Genomic DNA, 22,163 nt, shown 5'->3' with positions numbered 1-22,163 from the left:
CCGGGTTCAAGGGTAAGCATGTGGGACGCGCCGCAACGCAGTCCCCTCCCAAAATCTGTGTGGACACTCTACGAGGCGCGTTCAAGCGCCCGGAAGGTAAAGGCGTGGTCGTCATTTTCGCCGGGATCATAGTCCTGACGACCGATCTCAGACCAGTCTGCTTCGTCAAAAGCGGGGAACACGGCCTCGCCGGCGGGCTCAGCATCGACCTCGGTGATATACAGCCGGTCGGCCAGCGCCAGGGCTGCCGCATAGATCTGGGCGCCGCCGATTACGAAGACCTCGTCGACCTGGTCCATATTGGCGCGCACAAAGGCCTCGTCGAAGGCCGCACCCATATCGCCGACGACCTGGGCGCCCTCGGCATGATAGCCAGGCTGCCGCGTCACCACGATATTCGCCCGGCCCGGAAGCGGTTTGCGCGGAAGGCTATCCCAGGTCTTGCGTCCCATGATCACCGGCTTGCCCTTGGTCACCGCCTTGAACAGTTTCAGATCGGAGCTCAAACGCCAGGGCAGATCGCCATCCGTTCCGATGACATTATTGCGCCCGCGCGCGGCAATGAGCGAGATTTTCGGGACAATCGTGGTCACGAGGCGGCCTCTTTGCTCAACCAGCTGAGCCATTTTTCATCCACCGCGGCGTCGAGGTCGATGCCTTCCTTGCGTGCCAGCAAGAGCAGCATGCCCAGCGTATCGGCCATTTCACGGGCCAATTCGGCCCGGGCGGCATCTCCGGCCGGCCGACGCGAGCGACCGGTCGCGGAAAGATAAGCCTGGGTCAGCTCGCCCATTTCTTCCTGCAATTTGAGCAGGTGCCAGTCGCCGGACCGGTCGATCCCGTAATTGCGGGCGTAGATATCAGACACTGTCCCGATCTGCTCGGCCAGTTCGGCGAGCGGACGGCTCATACCGCGACCGGGGCCGAAATCCGCGGATGCGGGTCATAACCCTCGAGCGAGATGTCCTCGTATTCGAAGGCAAACAGATCCTTGGCGTCGGGATTAAGCTTCAATCGCGGCAGGGCGCGCGGCGCGCGTGCCAGCTGTTCACGCACCTGGTCGTGATGGTTGGAATAGATGTGGGCGTCGCCGAACGTATGGATGTACTCCCCCGGCTCGAGCCCGCAGACCTGCGCCACCATCGCCGTCAGCAAGGCATAGGAGGCAATGTTGAAGGGCACGCCGAGGAACATGTCAGCGGAGCGCTGATACAGCTGGCAGGACAGTTTTCCGTTGGCGATGTTGAACTGATACAGCGTGTGGCAGGGCGGCAGCGCCATATTCGGCACATCAACCGGGTTCCAGCCGGACACGATCAGACGGCGCGAGGACGGGTTGTTCCTGATCTGGTCGAGAATATTGGCGAGCTGGTCAATCTCGGTGCCATCCGGGCCTTCCCAGCGGCGCCATTGCTTGCCGTAGACCGGACCGAGATCGCCATTTTCATCGGCCCATTCATCCCAGATCGATACGCCGCGTTCCTGCAGCCAGCGCACATTGGTCTCGCCGCGCAGGAACCACAGCAATTCAATCGCGATCGACTTGAAATGCACTTTCTTGGTGGTCAGAAGCGGAAAGCCTTCCGACAGGTCACAGCGCAATTGGCGGCCGAAGACGGACCGCGTGCCCACCCCCGTGCGGTCATCCTGGTCCGATCCCGTCTCCAGAATATCGCGAAGCAGATCGAGATAAGCGCGTTCGACCGAAGAGCCGGCCGGGCTCGCATCATTGGCGCGGGTATAATCGGTATCAATTGCTGCGATCTGGGACATGAGCGTCGACCTCCTCTGGCGCGGGGCGTGCTGTCCAAGCCGGCCCGATCAATCACCATACATGCGATTCGAGGCTGTGCACCGGATCGGTCCGATTGATTCACAGCTTTCTTGCACGCACGGATTTGTGAGCGGTGTATCGTTGATATGCACCAAAACCCGCTTGCGCCGCGGCGCCCTACCGCTATGGTGACGCCATCGGAACATTTGTGGAACAAATAACCCACTTCGACGAGGGAGAGATACATGCTGGGCTATGTCACGCTTGGAACCAATGACATCGAAAGAGCCGCCGCGTTTTACGACAAGATCTGCGCCGAATTCGGTGTTGGCCGCCTCATGGAAAGCGATGATTTCATCGCCTGGGCCAATCCGGGCGGTGGGTGCGGCATCGGCCTGACCAAGCCTTTTGACGGCCAGCCGGCCACTGTCGGCAATGGCGTCATGATCGCCTTCCAGGCCGAGAGCAAGGAACAGGTCGACAAGGTCTACAAACTCGCCATCGAACTGGGCGCCAAGGACGAAGGCGAAGCCGGCCCGCGCGGCGACGGCTCCTTCTATGCCGGCTATTTCCGCGACCCGGACGGGCATAAGTGCAATGTGTTCGTGATGTAGCGCACCCGGGCTGCCGGCCTGAGCGGGGGCGGTTATGCGCATCCGCAAAACCCGCCCGCCAAGTCTTCGGAGCCGACGGCCTAATCGCCGTCGGCTTCTGCTTTTTCAATCCGCTTGAGCGTCTTGAGGTCTGACCGCAGCCCCTTCCACAGGCTGAGACAGCACACCAAGAGGACAATGGTGAACGGCAACCCGGCGGAGATCGCCCCCGCCTGTAGCGCCTGCAGCGCTTGAGCGCCGCCGCCATAGAGCAGCATGGCGGCGACAAGCCCTTCCATCGACGCCCAGAACACGCGCTGCGGCACCGGGGCGTGAAGCTTGCCCCCGGCAGTGATGCTATCGATCACCAGCGAACCGCTATCGGACGAGGTAACAAAGAAGATCAGGATCAAGATCACTGCCATGCCCGACGCGATCTGGGTCCAGGGCAGGTTTTCCAGCATCTGGAACAGGACGAGCGAGACCTCGCTGATCCCGTCCGGAAGCGCGCCGATGCCGTTTTCCGCCTGGTAAAGCGCGGTCTCTCCGAAAGTGGAAAACCACAGCACGGTGACAATAAGCGGCACGAAAATCACCGCGAGCAGGAACTCCCGGACCGTCCGGCCCTTGGAAATACGGGCGATGAACATGCCGACAAACGGCGACCAGGAGATCCACCAGGCCCAGTAGAAAACCGTCCAGCCGTGGAACCATTCCGTGTCCTCACGGCCGATCCAGTTCGACAAGGGAATAAAATCACGCAGATAGTTGAGCGTGTTGTCGAGCACACCGCTGGCAATCAGGGCGGTTGGCCCGGCGATGAAAACGAAGAGCAGGAAGATCGCCGCCATCACCATATTGACGTTGGAGAGCAGCTTCACACCGCCTTCAAGCCCGCGCACCACCGAGATGATGGCAATGCAGGTGATGAAGCCGATAATGGTAATCTGCGCGATGAGCCCGGCATCAACACCGAGCAGGAAATTCAGGCCGCTCGCCACCTGTTGCGCACCGAGTCCGAGGCTGGTCGCCAGACCGAACAAGGTGGCCACGACAGCCAGCAGGTCAATTATGTGACCGGGCCAGCCCCAGATACGGTCCCCCAGCAAAGGGTAAAAGGCTGACCGCACGGTCAGCGGCAAGCCCTTCGAAAAGGTGAAGTAGGCCAGCGCCAGACCGATCACCGCATAGATCGACCAGGCATTAATGCCCCAGTGAAACATGGTCGCGCTCAGCGATAATTCGCGGGCCGCTTCGGTTCTGGGCTCGACGCCGAGCGGCGTGCCGAACCAGTTGGTGTAGTAGGCCAGCGGTTCCGCCGCGCCCCAGAACATCAGGCCGATCCCGATACCCGCTGAAAACAGCATGGCGAACCAGGACTTGGTCGAGAATTCCGGCTTGGCGTCACGCCCGCCAATCCGTAATCGCCCCATCGGCGAAACAATGATCACCAGGCAGAACAGGAAGACCAGATTGACGCTCGACACGAACAGCCAGTCGAAGGTCGCCAGAACCCAGTCGCGCAGGCTGAACAGCGCTGCGGACGCTTGTTCCGGCGCGGCCAGTGTCAGCCCGATAAAACTGATAACGCAGACCGCTGCGATGAAGAAAACCGGATTGTGAACGTCCAGCCCGAACAGGGAGATATTGTCCTGCCCGGCCTCGTAATTGGTCTTGTAGAATTTTCTGGGCATGTTCAGTCCCTGTATCCGGTGAGTGCCGGTCCAAGCGCCTCGCGAAGCGGCTCAAGATGTGAATCGAAATGGCGCCATTGCTCCAGACCGGAGCGGTTGATCGGCTGCCGAACCTGCTCCGAGCTCGCCGTGCGCACGGCGCGATCCGTTTTGTGGAAGTCGAGGCAGGCCTGTTCGAAAGGCAGGCCACAGAAATCGAGAATGCGACGAACCTGTTGCTCCAGATCCTCGACGACGTCCTCGTACTGGACGCGCAGAATCTCGCCGGGCAAGACGCGATCCCAATGGCGCATGAGATCGACATAGCCGCGATAATAGGCGCCGACTTCATGCAGGCCGTAGGTGAATTCCTGGCCTTCCGCGAAAAGCTGCTTGAAGCCGGAAAAACAGCACGCCATCGGTTCGCGCCGGGCGTCGATAATCTTCGCATTGGGCAGGATCAGCTTGATCAGACCGATATGCCGGAAATTGTTCGGCATCTTGTCCGTGAAGAACGCCGCACCCGCGCGGTGAATGCGCGTCGTCTCGACATATTCCGCACCCAGATCGGCCCGCTGCGGCGCACTCAGCGCACCAAGAACACGCGGGTAGCGCTCACGATCGGAGAGCTTGTCGCGGCCACGAAGGCGATGCGCGAGTGACAGGATGTTGGGCAGTTCCAGGGTTCCGTCCACCTGGCTGTGCGACGCCAGGATCTGCTCCAGCAGGGTCGACCCCGCACGCGGAAGGCCGACAATGAAAATCGGATCGGCGGCGGCGTGCCCACCCTCAAAGCGCCTTTGCATCAGCTCGGCCGTGCAGTGGGTTTTCTGGGCTTCAAATTCCTGCGCCATCTGCTCGGCGGTATAACGGGCCTGCGCTTTTTTCAGCCGGTTGCCGCGCTCGTAGAAGCTGAAAGAAGCATCGTAATCACCAGCATCCTCATGCGCCTTGCCGAGCGCGAAACACAGATGAACACGGTCAGCATGCGGCAGCCCGGTCGCTGCCTCCTCACGCTCCATGGCGGCAATCTCGTCGCTGCCGAAGCGATAGGTTTTCAGATTGGCCAGACCGTACCAGGCATCGCCGTGAGCCGGCGCCCGCTTCACGGCGTCCCGGTAGGAGGTTACTGCGTCCTCCTGCCGGCCCATGGTCTTGAGCGCATGCCCGCGCGACGTCAGAACCAGCGGGTCCCCGGGCACGGATTGCAGGATTTCGTCGAACAGGGTCAGCGCCGTTTCATAATTGCCGGTCTGCATGTTCTCGATGGCAAAATGTGACCGGAAAACCGGATTGCCCGGATCGCTCTCATAGAGTTGACGGGCCTGCTGCAAGGCCTGCTCGAACTTCTGCCGCTTACGCAAAACCTGGATGTAGTCGAGGCGGACCTGAATATTGCCGGGTTCGAACTCGAGCGCGCTTTCCAAAAGGAACTCCGCATCGTCAAGTATGCCGAGCTGAACGCCGATCTCTGCCAGCAGACGCATCGCCTCGACATGGCGTGGATGCGCCTTGAGAAAATTGCGGCACAGGGCCTCGGCTTTGAGGATCTTGCCTTCAGCGAGGAGATGGCTGACGGCCGTTACCTCTTTGGGAAGCGATTTCAGCCGCTGCGCCTGGGCCTCGGCTTGGGCTGCCTCGGCGTGCTCGCCACGCGACTGCAGCAACGCGGCCTGGGCTTGCCAGCTCGACGTCAGAGCCGGATTGAAACGGCAAGCAAGGCGGAAGGCGGTCAGCGCCTCCTCGGGCCGGTTCTGGGCCTGACGCAGATAGCCCTCTTCCTGATAGGCCCGGCCAAACTCTGGCTGCTCGGTCTTGAGGCGGACCAGATACTGATCGGCTTCCGCATAGGCCACGCGATAGCGAGCGCAAACAGCAGCCGCGTAAAGCGCATCCGGATTTGAAGGATCGGGGCCGAGAACACGGTCGAGCAGGCCGCGTGCTTCGTCGAACCGCTCAGCCATCATGGCACGCTGGGCTTGCTTGACGATATCCGCTGTCGGGTCCTGCAGCTCGGCCACACTGTCCTCGTTCAAAATGCGAAGGGAAGCGCATGGCAAAATGCGCTCCCCTTGCATGGATCAGACTACGAAGGGCGGGACTTAGAAGTCCACGCCGACACGCACACCCCAGGTCCGCGGCCGGGCGATGGTGACGCGCTCGCGGTCGAAGACAAAGTTATTGCTGAGCTGGGCCCGTTCATCGGTGATGTTGTCGATGAACAGCTCCACACGCCAATTGTCTTCGGTCACGCCGGTAGAGAAGGACCCCATCGTGTAACCGTCCAGACGGGCCTTGTTGATCTCGATGACATCGCTGACGCTGTCATCGGAATGGACAATCTGCGGCATGACATGCGCCATCCAGCCGTTTTCCATTTCCCACTCATAGCGGGCCCGGATATTGGCCTGGAAGCCCGGCGCGAAGGCCAGTTCAGACCCGGCAATGACATCATTGGTCGGCGTCAGGACCTCGGTGATCTCGGTGTCCAGGATCGAGAATGCGCCGGAGACGGTGAGGCCCGGCATGGTTTCCGGAACCCATGTCACATCACCCTCAACACCCCGAATTTCGGCATTGGCCGCATTGTCAGAGAAGAAGAGATTGACGATCGACGGGTCGAAAATCGTGGTCTGCAGGTTCTCGATCTCGACGAAGAAAGCCGAACCGTTGAAACGCAGCGTGTTGTCGAACAGGTCGGTTTTCCAGCCGAACTCGTAATTCTGTACGTCATCGGTATCGAGCGCGTACGGTACGGTGTAACCACCGGGGCCCGATGCGCCGCCCGGCCGGTTGAGCAGGCCAGGACGGAAGCCCTCGGAATAGGTCGCGTAGAAGAGCAGATTGTCTTGCGGCGTCCAGGTACCGGTCAGCTTGAAAATCATGCCATCGGTCGCGGCCTTGTCCGGCGCGCCCACCGTGTTGCCCGGCGCGAACTGGGCCGAGATATTGGTTCCGAAGATCTGTGCGTCGGTGGCCGCACCCAGGTTACCAAATGAGGAGTTGGCAGAGCCCTCCAGGTCGACCTCGATATCGTAGTGACGGGCACCGAGTGTAACCGAGAATTCATCGCTCACGTCGAACGTCAGCTCACCGAAGAAACCCATCTGCTCATCGGTCCGCAGTACATCATTGCGGAAGATCACACCTTCCGGGAACGGTCCGGCATCGCTGAAATAGCCCGGCGATGCGTTGCCGATCGCACCGGTAACCGCCGTATTGGTCAGCGGATAGTTGGGAGCGAAGTTGAGCGGGATCGAACCGGGATAGGTGAAGTCGTTCAACTCAGCCAGTTCGAGGTTGGAGTAGAAGGCTCCCGCGGTCAGGCGCCAGCGATTGTCTTCCGGCGTGTTGAAGCGGAATTCATGCGTCTCCACCGTGGTGTTGGTGCGGCTGTCGACGAAGAGGTTCGGCGCATTACACGTGCCCGACGGTGCCGCCGCCCCCGGATAAGTCACCGCCACATCACAGATGTAGTAAGGCAGGTACTGGCCGACGAAGAGATAGTCGGTGTAGTCGACGGTCTGGGTCGTCTCCCGGTCCGTATAGGCGCCGGTATAGACGACATCGAGCATGCCGAGACGGCCTTCCAGCGTCCAGCTGGTATTGGAGAAATCATCCTCGATCAGGTCATCGGCATAACGCTGGATTTCCAGATCACCGAGCTCCGGATCCTCGAAGAAGACCCCTTCCGATTCCATCTGTTGCTGGGTGTGGCTGACCAGCAGGCTCCACTCGGTGTTGAGGTCCGCCAAAGCGCTGATCCGGAACCCCTGATACTTGGTCTCGTTGAAATCATCCTCAACCAGGGCGGCGTTGTCCGCGTCCAGGAAGGTCACGCCGGACAGGTCGGAACCGGCCTGAAAACCGGCGCGGCCAGCGCTCACGGGCACACCGTTGGCGCGGACGGTGCCGGCCGGGCGGAAGCGGGCGGACTCCGATGCGTTGATGGTGCCGGCGACATTGTCGATATATCCGCCCTGGGTGTCGGTATAGAGCACGCCGCGAAGGGCAATATTTTCGGCCACCGGCACATTCAGCACGGCTTCGAACTTATGGCTCATATCGCCGCCCTCGGTCGAGGAAAGGCCGAAATTCACACCGCCACCATATTCGCCCATGACCGGACGATTGGTGATCAGTCGGACCGTGCCCGCCTGGGAGCTGGAGCCAAAAAGCGTTCCCTGCGGTCCAGGCAGAACCTCGATCCGCTGCAGGTCGGCGGCGTAGACGTCCAGATTCCGGCCCGGCTGCGCCAGCGGCTGCTCGTCGAGATAAAAAGCGACGTTCGGCGCCAGGCCGGCCACGCCGGCGGTTGTCAGGTTCGGCGTCGTCGAGGCCAGACCGCGAATATAAATCGTGCTCTGGCCCGGGCCGGAACCACCCGCCGTCACGCCGGGCAGCTGCTGCAGATAATCGGTGAAGACATCCACGCGCAGCTCTTCAAGCGTCGATTCCGGCATTGCGTTGACGGCGAGCGGGATGCTTTGAGCGCTCGCTGCCCGCTTGGTGGCGGTGACGGTGATCTGTTCCAGCCCGCCCTCTTGCGCGAGCGCCGCCCCGGCACCGGCCGCGGAGACAAGAATTGCCGACAGAATCGTCGTAGAAAGTGCGCGTTGCTTAAACATGACCGTGGCCAACCCCTTTGAATTCGAAGATTAGTGTGCGGTCTAGGGGAAGCATCTGGCCTTGGCTAGTGTCCTTAGATTTCAAAGCGTCTCCGTAGGCAAAAGCCATCGGGAAATACATACGACAACTTATTGTTTTTCTTGATATCAATGATCGCCGTTGTCGATTTGCAACACTAGCTAGATGATTGCGGTTTGGTACGCCCCATCGAGAATTTGCATAGATATCAAAGCATCGACTCATAGAGACCTTGGCGGCCATCGCTGCACCGCGTAAGAGATAGTTTGTTCCGCTTCGAAATTTCAATGACCGATCACGACGACATCCTCATAGCCCTGCGACGCATCACCCGGGCCATCGACCTTCAATCCAAGAAGCTGATGAAAAAGACCGGCCTGACCGCACCGCAACTGGTTGTCATGCAGGTGCTCAGGCGGGAAGGGAAAATGTCGCCCTCAGCGCTGGCGAAAGCCGTCTCGCTCAGCCAGGCAACCATCACCAGTATTCTCGACCGGCTGGTGAAGCATGATTTGATTATGCGCGAGCGCTCGGAGACCGATAAGCGCATCATTCTCGCCTGCCTCACGGATAAGGGCCTGCAAGCTGCCGCGGCTGCGCCCGAATTGTTGCAATCGGGTTTCCTGCGCGAATTCCGCAAGCTTCAGGACTGGGAACGCGGCATGCTGATCGCCTCGCTGCAGCGCATCGCCGAAATGATGGACGCGGAAGACCTTGACGCCTCGCCGATCCTAGAAACCGGCGAGATCGACCCACCGCAATCCGGCGAAAGCGCCGGCTAGGCCAGCCTCGCACCATCCGGGGCATCGCGATCCGGACGTACCAAGACAATCTGGTCAGCACTGTCGGCAAAACCGAGGACCAGGACTTCTGACTGTGCCGGACCGATCTGTCGTGGTGGAAAATTCACGACAGCCATGACCCGCGATCCGACCATTTCTTTCGGTGCATAATGGGCGGTGATCTGGGCGACGCTCTTCTTGATGCCGAGGGCCGCTCCGAAGTCGACCTTGAGCCGGTAAGACGGGTTGCGGGCCTGCGGAAAAACACTCGCCTCGACAACGGTACCGAGCCGGATGTCGACCTTGAGAAACTCATCAAAGCTGATCTCCGGCGCCGCAGGCGCTTTGGGGTCGTGGGTCATGTGCATGGCTGTTCCAATTCGCAGGCGTGAGCAATATCGCCAAGCAAACCACCTAACCGTCCGGCTGGTAAGCCTGTCGGCGAGACCTCCACGCAGTGTCTGCGATTGAGGGGGGCCAGCGGTCGCACATCGGTGGCTCTCCCCTATCGCTCCCGGCGCCTGAAATCAGGCGCAGCATCGATCAGTTCGGGTCGGCCGCAGACTTGGACTACGGGCGTGCCAGCATGGCCGACACCCAGACGAAAACACCCGCGGCCAGCGGGATGCCGACACTCCCGGCGAGGATCGCGGCCGCGTTCCAGCGCTCTTCCCCCCAGCCGGAACCGGCAAAAGCATAGGCCGTGCCCAGTACGATCTGCGTGGCGCTACACCACGCCAGGAGCCGGACGGGCGCGTGACGGGCAGCGCCTGCGAGAATGAGTGAGGCTTCCGCCAGGACAGGAATCGGCCGGCACAGCAGTGCCGCCACCAAGCCATAGCGCTGCATCCAGCTGACCAGAGGCGCTGGCAGGCCCCGCCCAGCCTGTGACAGGGCCGCACTGCCGCCACGCCCGATCCCATAACCGATGACACAGGCCAGCGATAGCGCGAGGCCATTAACAACCGCTGCTGGTAAAAAACCGATGCGCGCGGCGAGCAAAGTTGCTACAACGCTAGAGGGTGTCGGCAGAACCGGGTCGCCGGCAAGCAGGAGGGCTGCAACCAGAATCACGACCGAATCTTGCGTATCCCCAACCAGAAAAACCGCTGAAAATGCCTCGACCTGGCCGCCGAACAGAATGAACGGCACGATGAAAAGCGACAAATACAGTATCGAGTATATCGCGTACTTAATTGCTTTCATGAGGCCTTTTTCGTTGAACCCGTATCTCAACACCCACACGCCCGGCCTAGAAGGCACAATGCACCATGATCCATAAATCACTCCTGCTGGCCGCGCTAGCCATATCCTCAAACCAGGCGGACGAATCTCAACCTTTGCCTGCAGACGCTTCGATCGCGGTCCTGGGCTCACGCATTACCGCGCCGGCGGAAACCTTGCGCAGCCCGCTTCCGGTTGACCATGCCCTTCCCGCCACCGCGCTCGACGTCCTGCGCAGCCTTCCCGATGTGCGGGCCGCCTCTGCCGGGGGAACAGGAGGGACGAGTTTTGTATCGATCCGTGGTGCAGAGCCCAATTTCGCGCAGATTCTGATAGACGGGGTCCGCGTCTCCAACCCCTCCAGCTCGCAAGGTGGCGGTTTTGATTTCGCCCAGCTTGATCCGGCTCTGATCGACTCGATCGCCATAATTCCCGCCAGCCGCAGCGCCGTTCATGGCGCAGACGCCCTGTCCGGCGTGGTCTCTGTCCGCCTCACCCCGGGGGTAGAGAATGGCCGGACGGGCGGGTTTGCGGCCAGCGCGGACAGTGAAGACGGGTATGCCCTGACGGGTCGTATCGGCGCCGAACTGGGCCAGGGCAATCTCCTGCTCTCGGCCTCTCTTGCAGATACGGGCGATCTGACCGCAGGTTCGACCATGGAGCGCAATCAGGGTCTGGTGCGCTTCGCTCAGGGCGTCGGGGACTGGTCGCTATCCTCATTCGCACTCTTCGGGCAAAGCGAGCGCCGCGGCTTTCCCGAAAGCAGTGGCGGGCCTGAGCTTGCGTTCAACCGGGAGCTGGAGACGCGCGATACACGGTTTTTGACCGCTGGGCTGGCGCTTGCCGGGGCGGAGGCCATGACTGTCCGGCCCAGCCTGCGCATCGGCTATTATGACGACACGGTCGAGGCAGATACTCCGGCGATCTTTCCTGGCGTATTCGCACCCGTGCCGGCGCTGACCAGCGACACTGACTTCTCCCGCCTGGAAGCGACCGGTGATCTCCGGTTTGAGGTGTCGCCCTATATCGATCTCGTCCTTGGCGCCAGCCACCAGCGCGAGCGTGCAAACAGCACCGGTACGATTGATGTCGGCATACTCCTGCCGACCGCATTCGACATCGAGCGTGACCAGAACTCACTCTTCGCGGAGGGCCAATGGCGGCCAAGCGAGGCGGTGTCGCTGTCCTTGGCGGCGCGCCAGGACTGGTTCGATGAGGACGATGAATTCACCCTGCAGGGCTCGGCCGAGTACCGCCTTCCTGGCACGGGGCTCATCGCCTTTGCCGGTTATGCTAAAGGCTTTCGCCAGCCCAGCCTTTTCGCTCTTGCCTTTCCGCTGACGGCTAATCCCGACCTGCTGCCGGAGCGCAGCGTTTCCTGGTCGGGAGGGCTGGTCTGGCAGGGTGAAACAGCGCGCGTGCGGTTCAGCCTGTTCCGCAACGCGTATACCGATTTGATCGATTTCGACCCGGTCCTTTTTACCACCGTCAACCGCTCCGAAACGGATATCGAGGGCGCTTCAATCTCCGCACAAGGCCGGATTGGCAGCACGATCGATTGGTCGGGCTCGCTCACCTGGCTGGATTTCGACAGCGAAACACCCTTGCGCAGCCGGCCTGACTGGTTCGGACATGCGCGGATCGCCTGGCAGGCCAGTGAAGCCTGGCGACTGGGGGCTTCAGCCGATTTCAACTCCGACGTCCTGGAAACCAGTATTCCGACGGGTGTGATTGAGCTGGGCGGGCATGTCGCGGTCGATCTGTTTGCCGACTGGCGCGCCAGCGACACCGTCAGCGTCTCACTGGCGCTGCGCAATGCATTTGATGCGGACTGGCAGGATGCGGTCGGCTTCCCCGCCCCGGGCCGGCTATTCCGGATCAGAACAGGGATCGCCTTCTAGTAAGTGCGAGCCTCACCGGGCAGGACTAGAACCCCGGTGAGGCCAATACTGAATGATCGGCGCAGCGCTAAGCGGGGCTATTCCGGTTTGCCGCCGCCCCTGTGGCTACCGGCGATGGTAGCGATTTCCAGCACCGCGGATTCCTCGCTCGCCATCATCAGGGCCTCCAACTCGACCGGACGCTCCGGTTTTTCATGCGCGGCCTGCCGATCGAGCCAGTTGTAGAGCAAGGTGCGCTGCCCCGGCGAGAGGTCGCGCGTCGCCGGCATGTAGCGGAAACTCTCAAAGGCATCCGGGTCGGTCAAACGCTTGACCAGCGGGCCATAGGCGCGCACCTGCTGCTCATCATCCAGCCGCAGCCAGTTATCCATGCAAGGCGCAATCGCCTTAAAGTTCGCCAGCACATGGGCGTAGACATTGTCCCAGGTCGGTTCGAGCGCAGCGATTTCATCATCGCGCGGCAAGACCCGGACATAGACATAGGTGAAGACAAGCGGGTTGAAGACGACGCCGGGGGCGTGCGGATCATGCTGCGGCTTGCCACTGACCACCGGCAGAACCGGGTCATCCCCAACCTGGAAAATATAAGGATAAACAAGCCCCTGCGAGGTATCGAGCGGCACCTTGACGCGACCATTGGCGTCCGTCGTGGCGCTCCAGTGGGTCGTATCGGTCGACCCCGTACCCTGTAGCGGCGACCAGACGACATTGAGGCCTGCGCCGGCCGGACGCCCCCGATCATAGACTTGAATGGTGACGTCCCGCAGATCACCCTGGGTGACATAGACATTCGGCTCATCGGTCAGCGCGCGATAGCGCACTTCCTGCAGATAGGTCGGCCCGCCGTCCGGCCCGCTGATCGAGAAGACATAATCTTCCAGGCCTCTGGATCCGTCCGGCAGATCGACGGTGACGATACCGCCGGTGGCCTCATAGGCCCGGCGATCATACCGCCCCAGCGGAATCTCGGCGACAACGCCCATGGCGACAGCCGGCGGCGGATCGGCGGCGATAACCGATAGCGTGCCCAGATCCACCTTGTCGGTCGCCTGGTCGGCGCACGGGATGGTGTTCTGGAAGTCCAACGTCAGCTTGGGCGGGGACGACGCGCTGTCGATATGCATGAACGCCGTGCCGACCCGGCCGGCACTGGCGGGCGTGCCTTGGTCCGGGATCGGCGCTAGGGTCGAAACCAGCGTGCGCTCGCCGGGTTCACTGGGACAATCGCCCCGCCGCCACAGCCCGAGACAGCCAACGACCAGACTGCGCGCCGGATTTGGCTGGAAACCGCCCTGGTTGAGCTTGGCGATCAGGTTCTCGGAGTCGTGCTGCTGGGCGGCATTGCCGTTGCGCTGAGCGGGGTTGTTGAAATAGATCGTGCGGTAGGAGTTCCAGCGCACCATAAGCCCGAGCACGTCTTCGCTGGACAGCGCGGCACGGAAGGCCTGCAGCAGGGGCGAGTCATGTTCCTCGATGGCCAGGCCATGGCGCTTGGGAAACACCGTCTGCCAGGTCACCGAGGCAGTACCGGCGATGATAGAATTGCTGGGGTTGGCGTTGAAATTGATATTGCGGTCGTCGAACCGGCGCCAACGCGGCCCGACAATGCGGCAGCCACCTGGGATGCCGAAGCTCATCTCATCGAAGAATAGCTGGGAGGTGTAGGGCCCGTAGGGCTCGACATCGATAAGCATGCCTTGGAAATTGACCGGAGCGGTGACGATCGGATCGTGGATATCGAGCCCATTGCCCAGGTCGACACCATTCACCTGGGTCTGGAAAAACGTGGAGCGATAGGTCCCGTCGGGGTTCCAGCTGCTCAGCCCGTCCTTCTGCAGCGGCACTTCATCGATCGCGGCCTGGCGATAATCACCCACCTGGGAGGGGGTGACCGGCTGGCCGTGCAGGGTGGAATCCAGCGTATTCTCGTCATAGGCGGCAGGCTGGTCAGAAAGCGAGGCCGGGAAGTTATTGGTCGTTACCGGATCCCAGCCGATATTGCCCCTGAAATAGAGCCGCGGCGTTTCAAGAATGCTCATGCCAATTCTCCCGTTTCAACCGCTTCATTGCTGGCAACCCAGTTGCCGCCGGGAACGACGAAGGCCGGGCCGGCAACGCGGCCGTCATTGAGCGGAGTAGTGAGCGCCTTGCGCGCGGCCATGCGCAAATCGAACATGGCTCGCACCGCGACACCGAGCTGGCCTGGCTGGCCATTGAAAGCCAGCTGCAGTGCATCGATCATCGCACCATAGGCAGTGTTGCACTCTGCCTGGGCGGCCTGGGCGGCCGGCGGCTCGTTGGAAAAATCGTGGGTTTCCGGATCGGTGATCGCAGGATAGACCGCGCGCCAGTCGATACCCAGCGTTTGCGGCCCCCATTGATAGCCGATCGGGTTGTTGGCCCGGGTCAGGACCTTGTTCTTTCGGATTTCCCAGAAGCGGTAATAGTGAGCCATCTCGTTCTGGAAATCGAGCGGGCTTCCGCGCGACCCGCCGCTCTGCGGCGTGCCCTCCCCTTCAGACACGATATTGTCGATCGCCTGGGCGGCGTCGGCATAACGGTTCACCTTGAACAGATTGCCCAGCATGTATTGGGAATCATCGATTTGATGACGATCCTGATGCCAGTCCGAAGCCGGCAATTGCGCCAGGGTGTGCTTCAAGCGCTCATAATACTCGCCAATGGTCACGATGGCCGTGTCATCTTCCGCCATGCCTTTGAGCAATGCGGGCGGATCAATCGGGTCTTCGGGCTGCTCGATCCGCATGCCCTGCTCGGCTGCGGCAGGTGAGAACGGGAAAAGATGCACGATCATCCCGCCGGCGACATCCCCCGGCAAGCGGCCGGGGAAGCGCGGCGCGGCAATCTGCGGACTGCCCCCGATCGCGTTGAGAATATTGCAGGCCAGGCACATGTGAATCATCTCCTGCATGGAGATGTCGTGAATGCGCTTGCGGGCTTCCTCATTCTCGCCGGGCGGAATGGATAGGAGCGCGTAGAGATAGGGCGGAAGCGTTGAAAACTCGAGATTGACGGCGGTCTGCACTTGGCTTCGAACATCCTCGATGCTCTCCGGCCGGGTCCACACGAGCTTGATCATGCTCACCCCCATTTTCGTTCTAATTTACGGTTGCATAACTACACAGCAAAAACCATCCTGTGTATAGCCAAGATGCACAAAAGAATTGTGCACAGGGCACAACAGGCACCTTAGCGTGCGGGACACAGGCTGGAGGCGAAGAATATGAAACGCGTTTACGGACAAAGGTTTACGGGCGATCAAACAGGCCGGAAACGGCTTCTTGGCGGAGCGCTTGCAGCCTCCCTGGTCGCGCTTGCCGGGTGCAACGCCCCGGAGGAGGCGGACACAATCGTTGACGCGCCGCAGGCCGGAACGGTCACGCCGGCGGCCGACCCAGCCCCGGCTGCGCCGGAGACGCCCGCGGCTCCCGCGGAGACCACCGGCAATGAAATCCACTCTGACGCGATCTATCAGACCTATGGCGTGCACAATGACGGCACCTCACCGCCCTGTGCCAATGCCGACTGCACCTATCCGCGCCAGCCGGGCGAGCCGGAAAACCCCGTCTGGCCGGAATACTGGGTTGCCGACTGGACGATGTACCGGGTGTTCAATGACTGGGTGAACAATCCGCCGCCCTATCCGGGCCAGCCGCCGGCCGATCTACAGCCGGGCGTCGACTATGAAGTGTCCTACGGCCGGACCTATTATGACTCGACCTGGACCGGGGACGTTCCCGAGGACGGCCAAGGCGCCATGATGGAATACTATCAAGATCGCTGCCTGCCGATTTTCCCGTTCGAAAATACCTATAGCTGTGCCTTCATCTCGCTGGGCAATACCGCTTTCTTCGTGACCTATGACGATCGCCCGGACTGGATGCCGCCGGTTTGCCTGTTCTCAAGCTTCAATCACCCGCCCCGGCGCGACTTCATCAAACACCTGCCCTACGCCCCCAATGACAGCCGGCGCATCGGCCGCGGCGGTCAGGGCTATAGCTTCTGGGTGCGCCATTCGGACGGCTCGATCATGCAGGTAGGCGCCGCCCCGGACCAGACCGCCAATGCCGGCATCCTGTTCGGTTACGGCTTCCAGGACCAAGGCGACGGTGCGATGCCGCAGAGCTTCTATTTCTCCGGCGTGCCCTATCTCACCGAAGGCGGGCAGGCTGTGCCCTTCGCGCCCATTGTGAGCCAGAACTACACGACTTTCAGCGCCGAGCAGCCCAATCCGGCCGACACCTGGGACCAGGTCAACACGCTCGACCCGGCCGCCTTGCCGGCCTGCCAGTTGTTCGACCCGCCAAGCCACGCCAATGCCATGCTGGGCGATGCCGAACCGGCACCGACCTGGGGCACGATCGGGCGTGGCGGCCGTTAGTCGCCCGGCGTCATGATGCCGGCATCGCGAACAGGCCGGATTGCGCCGGCCTGTTCGTACCGATGCACACCGCCGAGACAGCCCCGGCCGGCGCTATCGCCCACACGGCTGGCGTGTTAGTGCTGGGATCACCTGTTGTCGTGATGTGGGGGATGAATGATGCGGCCTGATCTGTCCAAACGCGCCGGACATCCGGTGCAGCCATGGCTGGCCGCGCTCTGCGTCGCCCTTTGTACGCTGGCCGCCCCGGCCCTTGCATCGGCCCAATCCGATCGCGTCTATCCCAGCGAAATGGATGTCGTCTATCGCACCGCCCCGGTCGGCTCCGGCACGACCGCCCTGCAGCTGGATATCTACCAGCCGCAGTCGGCCTGCACGGCACCGCGCCCCTTTATTGTGATGATCCATGGCGGCGGATTTCGCCAGGGTTCCAAAACCGATGCGGCCTGGGTTGAAATCGCCGAGGCCATCAGCGCAGCCGGCTATGTCGCGATTACCGTCGATTACCGGCTGGAAGGCGAAAAACCGGTCCCTTCGCCGGAATTTGCAGCCATGCGGCAGGGCTATCTCGACGCCAATCCGGTGCAGCCGCCGCGGGTTCAGGATGTCAGCCTGATCAACACGGTGGTCAGCGCGACCGAGGATGTGCGCGATGCCGCGCTTTGGGTCCAGGCCAATGCGGCCGACCGATGTATCGACCCGGACCGCTTCGCTATCTGGGGCAGTTCCGCCGGCGCCGTCTCCGGCCAGCTGATCAGCTATGCGCTGGATGATTTCGGCATTACCGGCCCGCGCCCACAGCTCTTCGTCGATTATTGGGGCCGGGCCGGCTTTCCCGGCATGATGGCGGCCGGCGATCCGGCCATTTTCATCCTGCACGGCACCGCCGATACGGTAATTCCGTTCAGCCTCGCCGAGGCGCTGCGCGATGAAGCGCAGGCCGCCCGGCTGGTCTATGCCTTCCACCCCAATCAGGGCGCAGGCCACGGCTTCGCCTCGAACCGCATCTTCCAGTCCGACCCGTCTCCGTTTCAGCGCACGCTGGACTTCCTGAACCGGAACCTGCCGCTCTGACAGCCAGGCCCTGGCATATCGACTTCGCGATGATAATCGGCTATCCGGCTTGATCCCTTGGAATAACGGTTTTTATTACGAAATCCGCTGTTCTGGAGCGCCTGAGGTCACCCCGAATATGAGCCAAATGGATTATCGATCCGACATCGACGGCCTGCGCGCTGTCGCGGTTATTGCGGTCGTCTTGTTTCACCTGACCATCGAACAATTCGCCGGCGGCTATATCGGCGTCGATGTCTTCTTCGTGATTTCCGGCTTTCTCATCACCTCGATCATCGCCGGCAAGCATCAACGCGGCAGCTTCACCTTCTCCAGCTTCTATCTCGGGCGGGTCCGGCGCATCATTCCCCCGCTGATTGCGACTGTCGCGGTCACTTTTATTGCGTCAGCCATTATTCTGACGCCCGATGATTTCATCCGCTTTGCCCGCTCGGCCATCGGGGCCCTGACGTCCACATCGAACATCATTTTCTATTTCGAGGCCGGCTATTGGGACACGTCATCAGAGCTCAAGCCGCTGTTGCATACCTGGTCGCTCGGGGTGGAGGAGCAGTTCTACCTGTTCTGGCCGGCTTTTGTCGTCGGGGCCTTGGCCCTGTTCGGGCACAAGCGCTTCGCCCTGGTCCTGGTCATTGCCACGATCGTCTCCCTGATCGGCTCACTGATCTACAGCGCCTACGACATTTCGGGCGCCTTCTATCTCTTCCCGGCCCGCATTTTCCAGTTCGCCGCCGGCGCTGCAGTCGCCCGCCTGGCTTTCTCCGACGAGCTCAACCAGATCAGCCTGCCGGGCTGGATCAAGGACACGCTCTTTGTCGCCGGTTTCGCGACCATCATCGCCTGTGTCCTGATCTATGATCATCACACCCCCTTCCCCGGTATCGCCGCCCTGCCGCCAACGCTCGGCACTCTGGCCATCCTGCTTGCCGGCAGTTTCAAGGGCGGCCAGGGCCTGATCGGCCGCTGGGTATTGTGCAATCCGGTCAGTATCTGGTTCGGCGTCATCTCCTATGCGCTCTATCTTGTGCACTGGCCGATTGTCTCGCTGTATCGCTATGAGACCGGGCTGGACGTGGATACGGTCGAGCAGATCATTCTGGCTGCAGCCATGGTCGCTGCAGCAGCGGTCCTGCACTACGGGCTGGAGCGGCGCTTCTATTTGCGTCACCCGAGCGGCGAACAGCGCAAACGCCTCGCACCGGTGCCATTCGCTGTTCGCACTGGTATTGCGGCCCTGGTGCTCAGCCTTGTCGCCGGCCATGCCGCACTGACCGGTGGCTGGACATGGCGGACGCCCAACTTGCTGCTGACGCCGGAACAGATCCAGGCCGGTATGCGCACCCGGTTCAGCAATCTGCCCACGGCCTGCCGCATCCAGAACTACTACGCCGGCGACAGCCGCTGCGACCAGACCGACATGACCCGGGTCTTCTTCCTCGGCAATTCGCACGAGCCGGACGGTTTCAACTTTATCCGGGCTGGCTATGGCGAGGACAGCGATCTCGAGCTGATCAATTTCGGCACCCTGAACCAGTGCCCCGACGTGGCGCAGAGCGCCGAGGGCGGCTGGACGACGACAGCGGCGGAATGCCAGACCCGGCTCGATGTATTCAGCAATCCTGACTTCATCGCTGACCTCGACTACCTCGTCTATTCCGCCAACAAGCCCTTTGCCGGCAATAAGGACATCCTGCTGGCGATGATGCGCTGGGCGCGCGAGATCAATCCGGAGCTGCAGATCATCACGCTGGGTGGCTATATCAACACCTCAATCCCCTGCGCCCGCATCCTCAATGAGAGCGGCAGCACAGCGGGATGCGCATCCAGCGAGTTTGTAGACTATTTCGCCGATGCCCCGGAAGCTGAGACGCTGTATCAGCCGATCATGGATCTGACCTCGGTATTTATTGATCGCGTCGATCTGCTGTGTAGCGACCGGCAATTGCAGAACTGCCTGACTGAAAGCGCTGACGGCGTTCCGGTTTTCTATGACGAACACCATTTGTCGCTCGAGTTTGCCGAGATGGCCGGCCGCATGTATGCGCAGCAAAATCCCGACCTTTTTCAGCTCGACAGCGCAGCAATCCCGACCCCTGACACGACCGCACGGGCCGGCGAGGTCACCACTGCAGACGTACTCTATGATTTCGCCACCTCTGAAGACGCCATCCAGTCCACCCCGGCCGTATCGGCTGAGCCGGTGGCCGATGGCTGGCGCCTCGAGCGCACCGGCCTGGTCGGCGAAAGCACAGGCGGCCGCACCGGCGTTGCCCATATCGCTTTCACTGGCGATGTGGAGCAGTCATTCTCGGGGCGCTCGCTAACCGTCGAAGTTTCCGGCTTCGCCGAGAATGCAACCGATATCTGGCTACAATACTCCACCAATGAAGTGGGCAATAGCGGCTGGCGGCGGTTCTCGGTTGAGCCCGGCGCCTTCCGCCTGAGCTTCGACTATGATGTGGCCCAGGCCCGCAATGGAGGCGGCGATTATCTCGGCATCGCCCCGCTCGGCGCGCCCATCCTGGTTCAGCAAGTCCGGATTTCGACCCAGGCCGCCAACTAGGCCCGGACACCGGCTTGACCGCGGGCGCGGCCGCGTGCACCGCTAGGGCAGTCGGGGACCGGGTAAAAAGAGGCTGGATTTGGCCGGAACAGATACGAGTGCGGGCGAGCGGGAGCATTGCGCCAATTGCGGTGCAGCGCTTGGCGGCCCCTTCTGTGCCCAATGCGGTCAGGCCGCTGAAGATATCCGGCGGCCAGCCTGGCATCTGCTTACCGATCTGGTCGGCAGTCTGTTTGCCTGGGAAGGCCGCTTCTTCACCACCCTCGGCGCCTTGGTCCGCAAACCCGGACAGGTAGCGCGCGCCTATGTCGACGGCCGCCGCAACAGCTATACCGCCCCGGTTCGCATCTATCTGATCTTCTCGCTGATCTTCTTCGTCCTGATGTCGCTGGCCGGGGTGCGGGTGGTCGGCGTCACCATTCTGCCCACAGCAGAAACCATCCGGGCCCAGGATCCGATCGTCATCGCACAACGGCGCGAGGTCGTGGCGCGAAGGGAGGCGCAAAGCGAAGACCAAACGCCGCGATGCGGTGTGTTGCCGGGGCCGGATGAAATTGATGCCAGCGGCCAATTGGTATTGGCGCGAGATAGCGACATCCGCATTGAACTGTTCGAGTTTGGCCCGACACCGGAAGGCCGCCGCCTGCCCGATGACAGTCCACTTTGTCAAAATGGTATCGAACCACCCGGCGACGCCAGTATTTTCGGGCCGGTCTCGCGCCAGGCCTCAACCAATCCGGAATTGTTCGAAAACCGGATCACCACAGCAGCAACCCAGTCGCTTCTGATCATGGTGATCGCCTATGCCGGGTTGAACCTGCTGGTCCATCCCCGGCGCCGCATTATCGAACACCTGATCTACTCGCTGTATTGGCATGTGCCCTATCTGAGCATCATCGCCACCTTCATCCTGCTGGGCCGTTTTGCCGGCGGGGCCACGGCGCTGATCATCGCCCTGGCCGCGCTCGGCGGTGGGGGCACGCTGATCTTGCAGACGCTTTATGACCGCGGCTTCTACCAATCCAGCTGGATCGGCGCGATCGCGCGCAGCCTTTTCCTGCAATTCTTCTACATCGTTTGCGTCGGTGTGGTCGCGCTGGCTTTGATCATTTTTTCAGCGGGCTAGGACAGAGGCAGGGGTTTTATCGCCGCGCCCGAACGCCTATATTGACGAAGCCAGCTTGCTGGCTATGGCGATAAACGCGCACGTAATAACCGGACTGGACCCGGGGGCAGTACCCGGCGGCTCCACCAATCATCCTCGCGCAAGCGGGGAAGCTGACCCGAACCGGTCTTCACCGGCTGGGGTCATTATGGGGGCCGAAACAGGATCGACAGACGGGTAAAGGTGATTGCTTTCGCTCGGGTGAGGCCCGTTACAGGCTCGATTTAAATAGTTGCAAATGACAACTACGCTGAAGAGGTCGCTCTCGCTGCGTAAGCAGCGCGGGTAATCTCGCTAAAACTCCTATTCCCTTTAGCCGGAATAGGCGGGGCTCGGAGGCGCCTGGCAACAGAAGCCTCCACTTT

At 61.4% G+C, this 22,163-nt stretch carries 17 protein-coding genes and 1 other RNA gene; 8 read left to right on the top strand and 10 right to left on the bottom strand.

What is annotated here, in order from left to right; all coding sequences use genetic code 11:
- Positions 1–68 precede the first annotated feature (68 nt).
- The 3 genes from Q1V57_RS03050 to Q1V57_RS03040 are packed head-to-tail and all read right to left on the bottom strand — an operon-like array spanning position 69 to position 1,773.
- Complete coding sequence (locus tag Q1V57_RS03050) at positions 69–593, bottom strand: dihydrofolate reductase (RefSeq protein ID WP_300527493.1); 525 nt, start codon at positions 591–593, stop codon at positions 69–71.
- Positions 590–910, bottom strand: coding sequence for a phosphoribosyl-ATP pyrophosphohydrolase (locus Q1V57_RS03045; protein ID WP_300527492.1), 321 nt, complete (start codon positions 908–910; stop codon positions 590–592). Before Q1V57_RS03045 ends, Q1V57_RS03050 begins: the two co-directional genes overlap by 4 nt.
- The gene (locus Q1V57_RS03040) at positions 907–1,773 is read right to left on the bottom strand and encodes a thymidylate synthase (protein WP_300527490.1); all 867 of its coding nucleotides are present in this window, start codon (positions 1,771–1,773) and stop codon (positions 907–909) included. Before Q1V57_RS03040 ends, Q1V57_RS03045 begins: the two co-directional genes overlap by 4 nt.
- A gap of 246 nt (positions 1,774–2,019) precedes the next feature.
- On the opposite strand from Q1V57_RS03040, the gene Q1V57_RS03035 reads away from it, so the two are divergent.
- A complete protein-coding gene (locus Q1V57_RS03035) occupies positions 2,020–2,388 on the top strand; it encodes a VOC family protein (RefSeq protein ID WP_300527489.1) in 369 nt (122 codons plus the stop codon).
- Positions 2,389–2,468: 80 nt separating this feature from the next.
- Here the strand turns inward: Q1V57_RS03035 and Q1V57_RS03030 are convergent, their stop codons facing one another.
- From Q1V57_RS03030 to Q1V57_RS03020, 3 genes are all read right to left on the bottom strand, one after another.
- On the bottom strand, positions 2,469–4,061 hold the full coding sequence (locus tag Q1V57_RS03030; protein WP_300527487.1) for a BCCT family transporter: 1,593 nt from the start codon (positions 4,059–4,061) through the stop codon (positions 2,469–2,471).
- Positions 4,062–4,063: 2 nt separating this feature from the next.
- The gene (locus Q1V57_RS03025) at positions 4,064–6,061 is read right to left on the bottom strand and encodes a tetratricopeptide repeat-containing sulfotransferase family protein (RefSeq protein ID WP_300527486.1); all 1,998 of its coding nucleotides are present in this window, start codon (positions 6,059–6,061) and stop codon (positions 4,064–4,066) included.
- 81 nt (positions 6,062–6,142) lie between these two features.
- Complete coding sequence (locus Q1V57_RS03020) at positions 6,143–8,668, bottom strand: TonB-dependent receptor (protein WP_300527485.1); 2,526 nt, start codon at positions 8,666–8,668, stop codon at positions 6,143–6,145.
- 306 nt (positions 8,669–8,974) lie between these two features.
- Between Q1V57_RS03020 and Q1V57_RS03015 the strand changes: the two genes are divergently transcribed.
- Positions 8,975–9,469, top strand: coding sequence for a MarR family transcriptional regulator (locus Q1V57_RS03015; protein ID WP_300527483.1), 495 nt, complete (start codon positions 8,975–8,977; stop codon positions 9,467–9,469).
- Here the strand turns inward: Q1V57_RS03015 and Q1V57_RS03010 are convergent.
- Together Q1V57_RS03010 and Q1V57_RS03005 are read right to left on the bottom strand one after the other, a co-directional pair.
- Positions 9,466–9,837, bottom strand: a complete 372-nt coding sequence (locus Q1V57_RS03010) for a tRNA-binding protein (protein WP_300527481.1) — start codon at positions 9,835–9,837, stop codon at positions 9,466–9,468. The genes Q1V57_RS03015 and Q1V57_RS03010 overlap by 4 nt on opposite strands.
- Before the next feature lie 202 nt (positions 9,838–10,039).
- Complete coding sequence (locus Q1V57_RS03005; protein WP_300527479.1) at positions 10,040–10,705, bottom strand: hypothetical protein; 666 nt, start codon at positions 10,703–10,705, stop codon at positions 10,040–10,042.
- Between the two features lie 35 nt (positions 10,706–10,740).
- Between Q1V57_RS03005 and Q1V57_RS03000 the strand changes: the two genes are divergently transcribed.
- A complete protein-coding gene (locus Q1V57_RS03000; RefSeq protein ID WP_300527478.1) occupies positions 10,741–12,594 on the top strand; it encodes a TonB-dependent receptor in 1,854 nt (617 codons plus the stop codon).
- 77 nt (positions 12,595–12,671) lie between these two features.
- Here Q1V57_RS03000 and Q1V57_RS02995 read toward each other — a convergent pair whose 3' ends face one another.
- On the bottom strand, positions 12,672–14,633 hold the full coding sequence (locus tag Q1V57_RS02995; protein WP_300527476.1) for a hypothetical protein: 1,962 nt from the start codon (positions 14,631–14,633) through the stop codon (positions 12,672–12,674).
- Entirely contained in the window at positions 14,630–15,694 is a 1,065-nt protein-coding gene (locus Q1V57_RS02990; RefSeq protein WP_300527475.1) for a ferritin-like protein, read from the bottom strand. Before Q1V57_RS02990 ends, Q1V57_RS02995 begins: the two co-directional genes overlap by 4 nt.
- 144 nt (positions 15,695–15,838) lie before the next feature.
- On the opposite strand from Q1V57_RS02990, the gene Q1V57_RS02985 reads away from it, so the two are divergent.
- The 5 genes from Q1V57_RS02985 (at position 15,839) to ssrA (ending at position 22,161) form a co-directional block, all read left to right on the top strand.
- Positions 15,839–16,996, top strand: a complete 1,158-nt coding sequence (locus tag Q1V57_RS02985) for a hypothetical protein (RefSeq protein ID WP_300527473.1) — start codon at positions 15,839–15,841, stop codon at positions 16,994–16,996.
- Between the two features lie 159 nt (positions 16,997–17,155).
- Positions 17,156–18,070: an alpha/beta hydrolase gene (locus Q1V57_RS02980; protein WP_300527472.1), complete on the top strand. Its 915-nt coding sequence runs from the start codon at positions 17,156–17,158 to the stop codon at positions 18,068–18,070.
- Positions 18,071–18,188: 118 nt separating this feature from the next.
- Positions 18,189–20,633 carry an acyltransferase family protein gene (locus Q1V57_RS02975; protein ID WP_300527471.1) on the top strand — a complete coding sequence of 815 codons (2,445 nt, stop codon included), beginning with the start codon at positions 18,189–18,191 and terminating at the stop codon, positions 20,631–20,633.
- A 79-nt stretch (positions 20,634–20,712) separates the two neighbouring features.
- The gene (locus Q1V57_RS02970) at positions 20,713–21,759 is read left to right on the top strand and encodes a DUF3667 domain-containing protein (protein ID WP_300527470.1); all 1,047 of its coding nucleotides are present in this window, start codon (positions 20,713–20,715) and stop codon (positions 21,757–21,759) included.
- 10 nt (positions 21,760–21,769) lie between these two features.
- Positions 21,770–22,161, top strand: a transfer-messenger RNA (tmRNA) gene (ssrA, locus tag Q1V57_RS02965).
- Positions 22,162–22,163 lie beyond the last annotated feature (2 nt).

This window comes from Maricaulis sp., assembly GCF_030149425.1.
GTDB lineage: Bacteria > Pseudomonadota > Alphaproteobacteria > Caulobacterales > Maricaulaceae > Maricaulis.
Note: the sequence above shows the minus strand (reverse complement) of the source record. Positions and strands in the feature narration are given on the sequence as shown.